Source organism: Bradyrhizobium sp. SK17, assembly GCF_002831585.1.
Taxonomy (GTDB): Bacteria; Pseudomonadota; Alphaproteobacteria; order Rhizobiales; family Xanthobacteraceae; genus Bradyrhizobium.
Window position 1 is genome coordinate 552,976 of the sequence record NZ_CP025113.1, and the last position, 14,238, is coordinate 567,213.

Genomic DNA, 14,238 nt, shown 5'->3' on the forward strand with positions numbered 1-14,238 from the left:
TGCGGTTCAATGGATTCCGGGCTCTCGCTTCGCGATCCCTCAGGTGCGCAATTGCGCACCGGGGAATGACGAAGAGACTCAATAACACCGCGACGCTGCGAATGCGTGGACGCGGTTGTCGCCCAACACGTGGGCCATGAAACCGGCGATCCGAAAATCCGCGCGAACGCCCGATCGCGGATGCTCAAGCCGCCGGTGTAGGCGCCGAACGCCGGCATCACCGCGCGCTCGCCGTCACTGGCAAAACAACGCCGCTCGATCGAGCGGCCGCGGGTCGGCACCCGTGCCTTCGGATGCAGGTGCCCGGCGATCTCGCCGCTCGCCCCGGTCGGCTCATGGCGGAACACGATCGGGCCGATCGCGACCTCGGTCGCGACCACGCCGCCAAGATTGGCCGGCAGCGCCGGATCGTGGTTGCCCGCGATCCAGATCCAGTTGCGCCGCAGTTGCAGCGCCGACAGCGCCTCGCGATCCGGTTCCGACAGGCGCGCATGCGCCTCGCGATCATGGAAACTGTCACCGAGCGCGATCACCTGCCGCGGATCGTGCCGCGCGATCACGGCGGCGAGCCGGCTCAGCGTCGCCACCGTATCATAGGGTGGCAGCAGGACGCCGCGGCTGGCGAAGCTCGAGCCCTTCTCCAGATGCAGGTCGGAAACCACGAGCAGGCGCTGCTCTTCCCAGAACAGCGCGCCGGAGAAATCCGCCACGAAGCCGACATCCGCCACCGTGACCCTCGAAACGCGCATGTCGTCACCGTCTCGCAAAGCTGGCGCGCTTGCCGTCACGTCGTGTTCCCCAGAGTGGTCGCGTTAAGTCGTCGCCTCCCGCACGAGTTCCTCGGCCGCCTCGGCCAGAAGCTCGTCGGATGCTTCGCCATAAACTGACTCGCGGCCGATTTCCAGCAGCGCAGGCACGGCAAGCGGGGAAACGTGGTCGAGATCCTTGTGGGTGATTCGGCCATGGATGCGCGACAGCATGTCGCCGAGACGGCGGAGATCGAGCAATCCGGTGGCGGCGTCGCTGCGCGCGGCGCGCAGCAGCACGTGGTCGGCATGATGCTTGCGCAGCACGTCGTAGATCAAATCGGTCGAGAACAGCACCTGGCGGCGCGACTTCTCCTCGTCGGTGAAGCGGCGCGCGATCAGGCCGGAGATGATGGCGCAGTTGCGGAAGGTGCGCTTCATCAGCGCGGATTCCGCAAGCCAGGCCTCGAGGTCGTCACCGAGCATGTCGGGATCGAACAGCGCGTTGAGATCGAGCTTGCCGTGCCGGATCATGAAGGAGAGATCGCCGACGCCCCAGACCGCCAGCGCATATTCATTGGCGACGAAGCCGAGCGGCCGGGCGCGGGCGCGCTCCAGCCGCCGCGTCAGCAGCATGCCGAGCGTCTGGTGCGCCAGCCTTCCCTCGAAGGGATAGCAGACCAGATAATGGCTGCCGCCGCGCGGAAAGGTTTCCACCAATAGCTCGCGCACCGCAGGCACGCGGGAGAATCGTCGCTGCAACGACAGCCAGTCGTGCACCTGGTCCGGCAGCGCGTTCCAGTCCCGGCTGTTGTCGAGCAGCTTGCGGACCCGTTCGGCGAGATAGGTCGAGAGCGGGAACTTGCCGCCCATATAGGACGGCACTTTTGCGTCTTTGTCATTGGCGCGGGAGACGTAGACCTGATCTTCAACCAAGGCCTCGTAGCGCACCACCTCGCCGCCGAACACAAAGGTATCGCCGGGCACCAGGCCCTCGATGAACACCTCCTCGATCTCGCCGAGCATCCGGCCGCCGCGCGCGATCGCGCCGGTCGACCCGGACCCGCCGGCGCGCGAACGCACCAGCCGCACCTTCAGCATGGTCTCCTCGACGATGGTGCCGACGTTGAGGCGATAGCTCTGCCGTACCTTGGGATTGGTGACGCGCCAGCGGCCCTGCTTGTCCTGCTTGATGCGCGCGAAGCGCTCATAGGTCTTCAGCGCGTAGCCGCCGGTGGCGACGAAGTCGACCACGTCATCGAAATCCGTTCGCGCCAACGCTGCATAGGGCGCCGCGGTCCTGACTTCATCGTAGAGCTCATCCGACAGGAACGGCTTGCCGCAGGCGCAGCCCAGCACGTGCTGGGCCAGCACGTCGAGCGCACCAGAGCGCAACGGCGGCGTGTCCTGCGCATTCTCGGCGATGGCATCGATCGCGACCCGGCATTCCAGCACCTCGAACCGGTTGGCCGGCACCAGCACGGCACGCGAGGCCTCGTCGAAGCGGTGGTTGGCGCGGCCGATCCGCTGCATCAGCCGAGACGATCCCTTGGGCGCGCCGATATTGATGACGAGGTCGACGTCGCCCCAGTCGACGCCGAGATCGAGCGACGAGGTGCAGACCACGCCGCGCAGCTTTCCCGCGGCCATCGCGTCCTCGACCTTGCGCCGCTGCGCGACGTCGAGCGAACCGTGATGCAGCGCGATCGCAAGCCCGTCGTCGTTCATGCGCCACAGATCCTGGAACAGCATCTCGGCCTGGCTGCGGGTGTTGACGAACACCAGCGTGGTCTTGTTGCGCTTGATCAGCTCATAGACCTCGGGCAGCGCGTGGCGCGCGCTGTGGCCGGACCATGGCAGCCGCTCCCGCGTGTCGAGCATCTCGACCACCGGCGGCGCGGCGCCGCCGGCGATGACGACGTCGGCCGATGCGTTCTCGCCGCCCGGCTGCGGCACCAGGAAGCGCGCCAGTTGTTCAGGCTCGGCGACGGTTGCGGAGAGGCCGATGGCGCGCGCCTGTGGCGCGATGGTCCAGAGCCGCGCCAGGCCCAGCGACAGCAGATCGCCGCGCTTGGAAGTGACCAGCGCGTGCAACTCGTCGAGCACGACGCGCTTCAGCGACGAGAACAGGAACGGTGCGTCGTCGGACGACAGCAACAACGCCAGCTGTTCCGGTGTGGTGAGCAGGATGTCCGGCGGATAGCGCCGCTGCCGCTGCCGCCGCGACACCGGCGTGTCGCCGGTGCGGGTCTCGATCCTGATCGGCAGGCCCATCTCGGCAACCGGCGTCTCCAGGTTGCGCGCGATGTCGACCGCGAGCGCCTTCAGCGGCGAGATGTAGAGCGTGTGCAGCCCGCCGCTGCGGCGAACGCCACGGCCGGTGGAGATGAGGGTCCTTCTTGGCTCCGCAGCACTCGCTGGTAGGGCTCCCTCCCCCCTTGCGGGGAGGGTTGGGAGAGTAAGTAAGCCGTATCGTTCGGAGCAAGTGGCGCACCCCTCCTCCGCAAGGGGGAGGTGGCGATCGAGTATGCGTCGACCGGATTCCGCCTCTCTCGTCGCTCTCCCCACTCAATTCCACCAGCGTCGGCAGGAATCCGGCCAGCGTCTTGCCCGCGCCCGTCGGCGCGATCAGCAGCGCCGAGCGCTCCTCACGCGCCTTCGCCAGCAGCGCGAGCTGATGCTCGCGCGGCGACCAGCCACGTGCGGCAAACCAGTCGCGGAACCGGCGCGGCAAGAGATCGGCCGTTTCCGACGGCGGGACGGAAAAGAGATCGAGCGTCGACACGCCCAAGAGGTAGGTGTTTCAGGCGGTTTCGTCGAGTGCGGGACGAAAATGGCGGCAGGTGGCAGGGCCCCCTACCCCGTAGCCGACGTCATTGCGAGGAGCGAAGCGACGAAGCAATCCATCTTTCCCCGAGGGGATCGATGGATTGCTTCGCTTCGCTCGCAATGACGGGGGATAGAGCCTGCCTGCCCCTACTCCGTCATCGGCTGGCCGGAGAGATCCCAGTCCTTGCCGTTGAAGATCGAGATGTAGAGCGTCTTCATCGGGGTATAGTCGTCCGGCGTGTAGCTGTAATTGATGCCGTCGAGGAAGTAGGGCGAGTGGAAGCCGGCCAGCGTGGTGGCGTGCTTCAGCACGTTGGCGCGGGTCAGGTCATCGCCGCAGCGGCGCAGGATTTCACCCATCGTCGCCGCCTGGCCGTAGCCGGCGAAGGCGATGGTGTTGTCGGGATCGACATTCGGCAGATACTTCTTGCGCAGCTCCTCGAACGCGATCACGTCGGCGTCCTTCTCGTAACGCGGCACGCCGACTTCCTTGTTGTAGCGGATCGCGACGATGTCCTTGGCGTTCTCCAGCCCCGCGGCGCTCAGGATCGAGCGGCCGGTCGAGCCCGCCGACAACAGCTGCAACGGCTTCCAGCCGAGCTCGGCCACCTTGCGGATCGACTGCGACGTCGCCTTGCCGGTGGTGATGTTGTAGAACACGTCGGCGCCCGACTTCGAGAGATTGATGAGCTGGGAATCGACCGTCGGATCGGTGAGATCGTAGGTCTGCTCCATGATCACCTGCGCCTTGCCGCCGGCGTCACTCAGCACTTTCTTGAACGGCCCCAGGAAGTCGCGGCCGAAATCATCGTTCTGGTAGAGGATGCCGATCTTGGCCTCCGGCTTCACGCTGACGACGTGCTTGGCGAGAATCCGCGCCTCGGTCGGATACAGCGGCAGGCCCGCCATGGTCCATTTGAAGTTCTTCGGGTCGTTCCACTTCGAGGCGCCGGTGTTGAGCAGCAATTGCGGCACGCCCTTGGAGTTGAGATATTTATGCACCGAGGTCTGCGGCGCGGTGCCGAGCGAGCCGTAGAGCGCCAGCACCTCCTCCTGCTCGACCAGCCGGCGCGTGGCCTCGACGCATTTCGGCGCGCTGTAGGCGTCGTCCATGGTGAGGAATTTCACCTTGCGGCCGTTGATGCCGCCCTTGTCGTTCAGCATCTGGAAATAGGCTTCGCCGACGCGGCCGAGCACGCCATAGAGCGAGCCGGGGCCGGAATGCGGCACGGTCTGGCCGAGCTTGATCTCGGTGTCGCTCGCACCCGGATCGTACTTCTTGTCGGCGGCCCGGACGAACGGCGCGGGCAGCACAGACGCTGCGATCACGGACAATGCGGTGGCGCCGAATTCGCGCCGCGTATGCTTTTTCATTGTGTCTCTCCCTGAGGCGCAAAGCTCTCGCATTCCGCATTGCGCCGGGCAAGCGCGAAGTCGCGACTTCGCGACGCAATGCCGCGTCGCGGCAAATGCGTAGCGTGTAGACTCAAGTCGGGGCGTGGGTTCACTTCTCTCTTCCTTCTCCCCTTGTGGGAGAAGGTGGATTCGATGCGGTAGCATCGAAGCCGGATGAGGGGTCTGTCTCCGCAGATAGAGACCCTTCATCCGGCGCTTCGCGCCACCTTCTCCCACAAGGGGAGAAGGGAAGAAGCAGCGTCACGGCTTGATCGCGACCGCCACGAGCCCGGGTGCCGGGATGTTGTCCTCATTCCGCACCGAGAGGTCGTCGAGCAGCGCCAAGGTCAGCCCGGCAGCCGCAACGGTCGCCCGCACATAGGCTGCGCTGTGGGCGTAGCGCAGGCCTTCGCCGAGGATGACGTCCTCCCCGTCATGGGTCTCGGCCGTGAACGCGAGCACGCCGCCGGCGACCAGCACGCGCCTGGCTTCGGCAAGCACGGGCGCGAGATCGGCGACATAGACCATCGCATCCGCGGCGAGGATCAATTCAGCGCTGGCGTCCGGCCTGCCGCGGATGCCCGTCAGCATGTCGTCGACCTCGAGTTCGGCATAGAGCGCGGTGGCGCGCGCCTTGTCGATCATCCGCGGCGACAGATCGATGCCGATGAAGCGATCGACATGCGCAGCGAAGGCGCCCGCCGCGAGCCCGGTGCCGCAACCGAGATCGATCGCGCGTTTGAAGAACGCCGGCTTCTTCGCGGCAGCGCGCACCGACAGCACCGCCTTGAACAGCAGCGCCGGACCGCGATAACCGAGATCGCCAACCAGCGCCGCCTCGAAGCGCGGCGCATATTGATCGAACAGCGTCTGCACATAGCCCGGCGGCATCGAACCGACGGCCTCGACGCCGAGTTGCATCAAATGCAGGCCGGCGCCGTGACGGTCCTCGGGATCGGCGTCGCGCGCGGCACGGAACGCTGCGATCGCGGCGTCACGCTGGCCGAGTTGGAGGCGGATCTTGCCCAGCGTGTACCAGGCCGACGGGAATTTCGGCACCAGCTCGATCGCCTGTTCGAGCAGCTCGGCAGCGGCCGGCAGATCGCCTTTCAATTGCAGGTCGCGCGCAAACTCGTAGCGGCGGTCGGCAACGAGGTCGCCAGAGGACAGAAACAGGCGGGAGGCCATTTTCTTTAAGGAACCAATCTCGGCCGAAAGGGCCATCCACCAAAGCACGGACTTTTTCCGGAGATGGCCGTGCCGGTCAAGCCCGCGCATGACGATTAGATATCGCGGAATCAATGCCTATATGGTCGGCATGCGCCCGCAAGACATCCTGATGCCCGTCCCGGCCGGGCTTTGCTGCAAGCCCGGCGGCTTCCATATCGATCCTGTCAGGCCGGTCGAGCGGGCCCTGATCACGCATGGCCATTCCGACCACGCCCGGGCGGGCCACGGCGCGGTGCTCGCGACCCGGGAAACGCTCGACATGATGCGGCTGCGCTATGGCGAGAACTTCGCGGGCTCCGTGCAGGCCGTCGCCTATGGCGAAGAGATCCGACTCGGCGACGTCACGGTGGCGTTCCATCCCGCCGGGCACGTGCTCGGCTCCGCCCAGATCGCCGTCACCTGCGAGGACACCCGTATCGTCGCCTCCGGCGACTACAAGGACGCGCGCGACCCGACCTGCGCGCCGTTCGAGCTGGTGCCCTGCGACGTCTTCATCACCGAGGCGACATTTGGATTGCCGGTGTTCCGCCACGGCGATGCATCAGGTGAAGTGAACAAGCTGCTGGCATCGGTGAAGCTGTTTCCGGAACGCGCGCACCTGGTCGGCGCCTATTCGCTCGGCAAGGCGCAGCGCGTGATCGCGCTGCTGCGCGAGGCCGGCTACGACACGCCGATCTACCTGCACGGCGCGATGGAGAAGATCACTTACTATTATCAGGAGCGCGGCATTCGGCTCGGCGAGCTCAGGCCGGCGCGTGGCATGAAGAAGGCCGAGCTCGCCGGCACCATCACACTGGCACCACCGAGCGCGACATCGGATGTCTGGACGCGGCGCTTCCCTGATCCGGTGACGGCCTTCGCCTCGGGCTGGATGCGCGTGCGCGCCCGCGCGCGCCAAGGCGGCATCGAGCTGCCGTTGGTGATCTCGGATCACGCCGACTGGGACGGGCTGACGGCGACGATTGGCGCAACCGGTGCCGGCGAGATCTGGGTCACCCACGGCCAGGAAGACGCGCTGGTGCATTGGTGCAAGGGCAAAGGCCTCGCCGCGCGGCCGCTCGATCTGGTCGGCTATGGCGACGAGGACGAAGGCGAGACCGAGCCCGTCGGTGAGACCACGAAGCCATGAACCGCTTCGCCGAACTGCTCGACCGCCTCGCCTATGAGCCCGGCCGCAACAACAAGATCAGGCTGCTGGTGGCCTATTTCCGCGAGACCGCGGACCCCGACCGCGGTTACGCACTGGCGGCGCTGACCGGCGCATTGTCGTTCAAGCACGCCAAGCCCGGGTTGATCCGCGACCTGATCACCGAACGCACCGACCCGGTGCTGTTCGGCTATTCCTATGATTACGTCGGCGATCTCTCCGAGACCGTCGCGCTGATGTGGCCGAAATCTTTCAGTGCGCATCAGAACGAGTCTTTCCTGGGCCACCCCTCCCCCGCAAGGGGGAGGGAGCCCAACCGGCGTGCTCACCTCACAACGATGTTGAAGGAATTGACGTCAGTGAGGGACGCTCCACTGGGCAGGCTCCCTCCCCCTTGCGGGGAGGGGTGGGGAGAGGGGTACCACGGGCAAGATCGCAGTGAGATTCCACACACGCACAACAACCCGCCTCCTCCCACGCTGACCGACGTCATCACCACGCTGCGCACGCTCGGCAAGGCCGAGCTGCCGGCGCAGCTGGCGCGCTGGCTGGACGAGCTCGACGAGACCGGACGCTGGGCGCTGCTGAAGCTCGTCACCGGTGCGATGCGGATCGGGATCTCGGCGCGGCTGGCGAAGACCGCGGCGGCAGCGCTCGGCGACAAGGACCCGCATGAGATCGAGCTGATGTGGCCGGGCCTGTCGCCACCCTACCTCGACCTGTTCGCCTGGCTCGAAGGTCGTGGCGACAAACCGGTCAACAGCGATCCGACGCCGTTCCGCCCGGTGATGCTGGCGCATGCGATCGAGGATACCGACTTCGCCAATCTCGACGCCGCCGATTTCAGCGCCGAATGGAAGTGGGACGGCATCCGCGTCCAGGCCGTCGCCGGCCGCGATACACGCGGCCACATCCAGGCGCGGCTCTATTCGCGCACCGGCGAGGACATCACCGGCAGCTTCCCCGACCTGGTGCCCTCGCTGCATCTGCCCGGCGCGATCGACGGCGAATTGCTGGTGCTGCGCGACGGCCGCGTGCAGACCTTCAACGTCCTGCAACAGCGGCTGAACCGCAAAGTCGTCTCGCCGAAACTGATCAAGGAATTCCCGATCCATCTGCGCGCCTACGACCTGCTCGGCGACGATGAGAACGATCTGCGCGAGCTGCCGTTCACCGAGCGGCGTGCGCATCTCGAAGCCTTCGTCGCCAAGCTCGGCGATCCGCGCATCGACCTGTCGCCGACCGTCCCGTTCGCGAACTGGGAAGACCTCGCCGCCGCGCGCGCCGATCCCAGGAGCGCGGGCGCCGGCGACGATGCCGACGCGGTCGAAGGCGTGATGCTGAAGCGGCGCGACGCGCCCTATCTGCCGGGTCGGCCGAAAGGCCCGTGGTGGAAATGGAAGCGCGATCCGCACGTCATCGACGCGGTGCTGATGTATGCCCAGCGCGGCCACGGCAAGCGCTCATCCTATTACTCCGACTACACGTTCGGGGTCTGGACCCGCGGCGATGCCGGCGACGAGCTGGTGCCGGTTGGCAAGGCCTATTTCGGCTTCACCGACGAGGAGCTGTTGCAGATCGATCGCTTCGTCCGCCGCAACACCACCGAGAAGTTCGGTCCGGTGCGCCACGTCGTGCACGAGCCGGATCTGGGGCTGGTGCTGGAAGTCGCCTTCGAGGGCTTGCAGCGCTCGCCGCGGCACAAATCCGGCGTCGCGATGCGCTTTCCCCGGATCAGCCGGCTGCGCTGGGACAAGCCGCCGCGTGAGGCCGACCGGCTGGAGACGCTTGAACGGATGTTAATCTCCATGACAGGAAGTTAAACCCGCAAGCGGCATGGCAGCCATTGATCGCCGCTCACGGATTTCCCATGTGCTCCGCCGTGACCTATAATGCGCGGACGATTCCGCCAGGAGATACAGATGCCGAACGACGTCAGGGACTTGCCGGCCGGTGGCCAGAGCGACGGCCTGTACCGCTTTCTCGGCGGCTCGCCGCTCTCGGTGGCGTTCCGGCTGATCCTGCTCTCGATCCTGGTCGGCGTCGTGCTCGCCGCGATCGGCCTCGACCCCTGGAATATCCTCAATAGCGTCCGCAGGCTGTTCCAGACGATCTGGGACTTCGGCTTCGATGCGATCAACTGGGCCTGGCGCTACTTCCTGCTCGGCGCCGTGATCGTGATCCCGATCTGGCTGTTGTCGCGGCTGTTCGGCGCGCCGCGCGGCCGCTAGTCCGAAGGAAAGCCCGCAGCCGATGCAATTGCGATTTGTCGGCTGCGGCGATGCGTTCGGCTCCGGTGGCCGTTTCAACACCTGTTTCCACCTCAATGGTAACAGCACCAATCTCCTGATCGATTGCGGCGCCTCGTCGCTGCCGGCGATGAAGCGGCTCGAGATCGACCGCGACGCGATCGACCTGATCCTGATCACGCATTTCCATGGCGATCATTTTGCCGGATTGCCGTTCTTCCTGCTCGACGCACAGTTCACCCGCCGCAGCCGACCGCTGGTGATCGCCGGACCGCAGGGGATCGAGACGAAATTGCCAGAGGTGATGGAGGTGATGTTCGAGCACTCCTCCAGGACCAGACAGCGCTTCGATCTCTCCGTCGTCACGCTCGCCCCGCAGGAGCGACGCTGCTTCGGCGAGGTGACCGTAACACCCTATCCGGTGGTGCATGGCGAATCCGGCGGGCCGTTTCTGGCCTATCGCATCGAGGCGGAAGGCCGCGTCATCAGCTACAGCGCCGACACCGAATGGACCGACGCGCTGATCCCGGCCGCGCGGGACGCCGATCTCTTCATCGCCGAGGCCTATACCTACGACAGGATGGTCAAGAACCATCTCAGTCTGAAAACGCTGGAAGCGCATTTGCCCGCGATCAACGCCCGGCGCGTGGTGCTGACGCATATGAGCGACGACATGCTGGGCCGCGTCGGCGACCTGCCTTACACGGTTGCGAGCGACGGCATGGTCGTGGTGTTCTGACGGTGCATTTCCGCGTCGGGCGACCCCGCCCCTCGCCACCGCATTGCTCTCAGAACAATTCCCCATGGTCGCGCGACGGACGACGCGGTAAAAACCTGGATTGCTCGCAACTCTGGCCATGCACGCGCCCATTCATCAGAAGATCACGACCCGCCAGGTGTTCGCCATCGCCGGACCGGCGATGGTCGCCAATCTGACCACGCCGCTGATCGGCATCGTCTCGACCACCGCGATCGGCCGCCTCGACGACGCGGCGCTGCTCGGCGGGGTGGCGATGGCCTCGGTGATCTTCGATTGCCTGTTCTGGCTGTTCGCCTTCCTGCGCATGAGCACGCTGGCCTTCACCGCGCAGGCGCAAGGCGCCGGCGAACCGCAGGAATACGCCGCGATCCTGGTGCGCGGCTTCATCGTCGCCGGCCTGATCGGGGCGGCGCTGATCGCGCTCCAGGTGCCGCTCGCCGCAATCACGTTCCAACTGATGGGCGGCAGCGAGGGCGTCACGCGCGCGGCCAGGACCTATTTCATGATCCGGATCTGGTCGGCGCCGCTGGCGCTCGCCAATTACGTCATCCTGGGCTGGCTGGTCGGGCAGGCGCGCGCCAACCTGGCGCTGGTCCTGCAAATCGTGATCAACCTGATCAACATGGCCGCGACCGTGCTGCTGGTGCAGGTCTATGGCACCGGGATCGCGGGTGCTGCGATCGCCGCCGTGCTCGCCGAGACCAGCGGCTTTGCCGCCGGCATCGTGGTGGCGTGGCGGCTCTCGCAAACCGGCTTCGCTGTTCCCGCGGCCACGCTGTTCGACCGCGCCAAGCTGATGCGGATGCTCGCCGTCAACCGCGACATCATGGTGCGCACCGCGGCGCTGATCGTCGTCTTCCTGTTCTTCACCGCCAAGGGCGCACGCGAGGGCGACGTCACGCTGGCGGCGAATTCGGTGCTGAACAACTTCCTGCTGGTCAGCGCCTTCTTCCTCGACGGTCTCGCCAATGCCGCCCAGCAGCTGTGCGGCCGCGCTTTCGGCGCCCGCGACGGACGCGGCTTCGCCGATTCGACCCGGCTGGTGCTGCTGTGGGGCATCGGCTTTGCGCTGGTCGTGTCGGTGCTGTTCGCGCTGTTCGGACCGGCGCTGATCCGTCTGATGACGACCAGCGACGAGGTGCGCCGCTATGCGCGCGACTTCCTGCCGTTCGTGATCCTGGCGCCGCTGCCCGGCGTATTTGCCTTCGGCTTCGACGGCATCTATGTCGGCGCCACCTGGGCGCGCGAGATGCGCAATCTGATGCTGGCCTCGCTCGCGATCTTCCTCGTCACCTGGTGGGCACTCAGCGGCTACGGCAACACCGGCCTGTGGATCGCACTGATCGGCTTCTACGTCGCGCGCGGCGGCCTGCAAGGCCTGCGCTATCCGGCGATGCTGCGGAAGACGTTCAAGTGAAACAGGCGGCGCTCTGCTCCCTCGCCCCGCTCTTGCGGGGAGAGGGAGGGGGTGAGGGGCTATCTCCGCGAAACGGTAAGAGCTGATACGCGGAGGCTCCCCCTCACCCGGATTGCATCTGACGATGCAATCCGACCTCTCCCCGCAGGCGGGGCGAGGTAAGAACATCTACCTCACCGGCCAGTCCTCGGCCGTGATGGTCGCGGCATCGGCGCCGACGATCTCCGACAACGAATCGCGCCCCGTCCGCAGCAAGGTCGAGGACAGGTCGCGCTTGATGTCGTCGACCAGGCCGATGCCCTTGTAGACCAGCGAGGAATAGAGCTGGATCAGGCTGGCACCGGCGCGGATCTTGGTCAGCGCGGCGCCACCGCTATCGATGCCGCCGACGCCGATCAGCGGAAACGCGCCTTCGACGCGGACATAGGTCTCGGCCACCATCCGCGTCGACAACCGGAACAGCGGACGGCCCGACAGGCCGCCCTGCTCCTTGGCGCGGTTCTCCTCGCGCAAGGTCGAGGGACGCGCCAGCGTAGTGTTGGCGACGATCATGCCGTCGACGCGCCGCGAGCGGGCGACGTGCACGACGTCGTCGAGCTCGGCGAGGCTCAGATCCGGCGCGATCTTCAGCAGTACCGGTGAATCGCCAGCGTTCCTGCGCACGCGCTCGCGGGTGTCGATGACCCGCGCCAGCAGATCGTCGAGCGCCGCCGATTGTTGCAGGTTGCGCAGGCCCGGCGTGTTCGGCGAGGACACGTTGACGGTGAAATAGCTCGCGACCGGCGCAAAGGTCTCGATCAGCTTCACATAATCGGCGGTGCGGTCCTCTGAATCCTTGTTGGCCCCGACATTGACGCCGACGATGCCGCCGCCGCCGGCGCGCGCGACGAGCCGACGCAGCACGGCTTCGGCGCCGTCATTGTTGAAGCCCATGCGGTTGATGACGGCCTCGTCGCGCTCCAGCCGGAACAGCCGCGGCCGCGGATTGCCGGCCTGCGGCTTCGGCGTCACCGAGCCGATCTCGACAAAGCCGAAGCCGAGCCGCAGCAGCGCATCCGGCACCTCGGCGCTCTTGTCGAAGCCCGCCGCCATGCCGATCGGATTTGGAAAGTTCAGCCCGAAGGCACGCACCGCGAGCTTGGGATCATCCACCCGCTGGCGGATCGGTGGCAGCAGCTTCAGGCCCTGGATCGCCATGCGATGGGCATCCTCGGGATCGAACCAGCGCAGCAGCGGCAGCGAGAAAGCGTCGAAGGCACGGATCACGGCTTGAGCTCCGGAACGTCGTGGCCGCCGTCGGAGCGCGCGCGCAGGTCGAGGATCTCGACGACCGCGCCGAGATCGAGTTCGCCATAGAGATGCGGAAACAGCTCGTCATTGCGCGACCGCTCCCAGCGCAGGGCATCGCCAAGTGCATTGGCGTCGATCGCCACCAGGAACAGGCCGGTCTGGCCGTGGTAATGCTTGCGCGCGGTCTCGGCCACCTGGGAGGCGGTGGAAAAATGGATGAAGCCGTCGCGATTGTCGTCCGGACTGCCCCGGTACACGCCCTGCCGCTCGGCCTCGCGCCAGGCCGAAGCGGGGGTGATTTTGTAGATCATAGGCACGGGCCGGCGTTCCCTTTTGTCCTTGAGTCTCTTGAGGTTTTATCCGGATTTGAGGGGAAAGGCCCCAGACGCCATATGGCGAGCGAGGGACCGTATCGGCGGCGGCGGCGCAACTCAAGCGGTGCCGGGACACACCAGACGGCAGATTTGCGAAAACCCCAAGTTTGAGGCAATAATTCCTACCATCCGGGATACCTCGATGGCCAAACAGTCCAAAGCCGCCCGACCGCTGACCCACGCTCAGGTCTGGGCGGCGCTCGACCGGCTCGCCGAACGCGCCGGCCTGTCGCCGTCCGGACTTGCCAAGCAGTCCGGCCTCGATCCCACCACGTTCAACAAGTCCAAGCGCATCACCGGCGACGGCCGCGAACGCTGGCCGTCGACTGAATCGCTCTCCAAGGCGCTGGGCGCCACCAATGCCAGCATGGAGACCTTCGTACAGCTGCTCGGCGACAGCGCGCGCGGCGGCCAGTCGGTGCCGTTGATCGGCTTTGCCCAGGCCGGCGCCGGCGGCTATTTCGACGACGCCGGTTTTCCCGCCGGCAAGGGCTGGGATGAGGTCGCGCTGCCGGCGACATCAGACGAGCACGCCTATGCGCTGGAGATCGAGGGCGACTCGATGAAGCCGGCCTATCGCGAGGGCGACATCATCGTGGTGTCGCCGGCGACCGCGATCCGCCGCGGCGACCGCGTGGTGGTGCGCACCACCGGCGGCGAGGTGATGGTGAAGGAGCTGAAGCGGCGTACCGCCAAGGTGCTGGAGCTCGCCTCGCTCAATCCGGAGCATCCCGACCGCATGCTCGACACCGAGGAGGTGGCGTGGATCGCACGCGTCGTGTGGGCAAGCCAGTAAGCGCG

At 66.3% G+C, this 14,238-nt stretch carries 10 protein-coding genes and 2 pseudogenes; 6 read left to right on the forward strand and 6 right to left on the reverse strand.

From position 1 onward, the window contains the following. Positions 1 to 78: 78 nt before the first annotated feature. From pdeM to CWS35_RS02600, 4 genes and pseudogenes are all read right to left on the reverse strand, one after another. A pseudogene (gene pdeM / locus CWS35_RS02585) lies at positions 79 to 749 on the reverse strand (ligase-associated DNA damage response endonuclease PdeM). Positions 750 to 812: 63 nt separating this feature from the next. Then, a pseudogene (locus CWS35_RS02590) lies at positions 813 to 3,531 on the reverse strand (ligase-associated DNA damage response DEXH box helicase). 191 nt (positions 3,532 to 3,722) lie between these two features. Then, positions 3,723 to 4,949, reverse strand: coding sequence for an ABC transporter substrate-binding protein (locus CWS35_RS02595; RefSeq protein ID WP_024581787.1), 1,227 nt, complete (start codon positions 4,947 to 4,949; stop codon positions 3,723 to 3,725). Between the two features lie 282 nt (positions 4,950 to 5,231). Next, positions 5,232 to 6,158 carry a methyltransferase domain-containing protein gene (locus CWS35_RS02600; RefSeq protein WP_100950602.1) on the reverse strand — a complete coding sequence of 309 codons (927 nt, stop codon included), beginning with the start codon at positions 6,156 to 6,158 and terminating at the stop codon, positions 5,232 to 5,234. 130 nt (positions 6,159 to 6,288) lie between these two features. Between CWS35_RS02600 and CWS35_RS02605 the strand changes: the two genes are divergently transcribed. The 5 genes from CWS35_RS02605 (at position 6,289) to CWS35_RS02625 (ending at position 11,773) form a co-directional block, all read left to right on the forward strand. Further along, complete coding sequence (locus CWS35_RS02605; RefSeq protein ID WP_100955970.1) at positions 6,289 to 7,329, forward strand: ligase-associated DNA damage response exonuclease; 1,041 nt, start codon at positions 6,289 to 6,291, stop codon at positions 7,327 to 7,329. Further along, positions 7,326 to 9,170: a cisplatin damage response ATP-dependent DNA ligase gene (locus tag CWS35_RS02610; RefSeq protein ID WP_100950604.1), complete on the forward strand. Its 1,845-nt coding sequence runs from the start codon at positions 7,326 to 7,328 to the stop codon at positions 9,168 to 9,170. Before CWS35_RS02605 ends, CWS35_RS02610 begins: the two co-directional genes overlap by 4 nt. 99 nt (positions 9,171 to 9,269) lie before the next feature. After that, positions 9,270 to 9,578: a DUF6460 domain-containing protein gene (locus CWS35_RS02615; RefSeq protein ID WP_024581783.1), complete on the forward strand. Its 309-nt coding sequence runs from the start codon at positions 9,270 to 9,272 to the stop codon at positions 9,576 to 9,578. Positions 9,579 to 9,600: 22 nt separating this feature from the next. Beyond that, positions 9,601 to 10,335 (forward strand): MBL fold metallo-hydrolase, encoded by a 735-nt coding sequence (locus CWS35_RS02620; protein ID WP_100950606.1) that lies wholly within the window; start codon positions 9,601 to 9,603, stop codon positions 10,333 to 10,335. Between the two features lie 118 nt (positions 10,336 to 10,453). Further along, positions 10,454 to 11,773: an MATE family efflux transporter gene (locus tag CWS35_RS02625; RefSeq protein ID WP_100950608.1), complete on the forward strand. Its 1,320-nt coding sequence runs from the start codon at positions 10,454 to 10,456 to the stop codon at positions 11,771 to 11,773. A gap of 168 nt (positions 11,774 to 11,941) precedes the next feature. Here the strand turns inward: CWS35_RS02625 and CWS35_RS02630 are convergent, their stop codons facing one another. Further along, complete coding sequence (locus CWS35_RS02630; RefSeq protein ID WP_100950610.1) at positions 11,942 to 13,039, reverse strand: quinone-dependent dihydroorotate dehydrogenase; 1,098 nt, start codon at positions 13,037 to 13,039, stop codon at positions 11,942 to 11,944. Next, positions 13,036 to 13,380 (reverse strand): DUF952 domain-containing protein, encoded by a 345-nt coding sequence (locus CWS35_RS02635; protein ID WP_024581779.1) that lies wholly within the window; start codon positions 13,378 to 13,380, stop codon positions 13,036 to 13,038. The genes CWS35_RS02630 and CWS35_RS02635 overlap by 4 nt, the downstream gene beginning before the upstream one ends. A gap of 199 nt (positions 13,381 to 13,579) precedes the next feature. Here CWS35_RS02635 and CWS35_RS02640 point away from each other — a divergent pair, with 199 nt between their 5' ends. Beyond that, positions 13,580 to 14,233, forward strand: a complete 654-nt coding sequence (locus CWS35_RS02640) for a helix-turn-helix transcriptional regulator (protein WP_029879219.1) — start codon at positions 13,580 to 13,582, stop codon at positions 14,231 to 14,233. Positions 14,234 to 14,238: the final 5 nt, after the last annotated feature.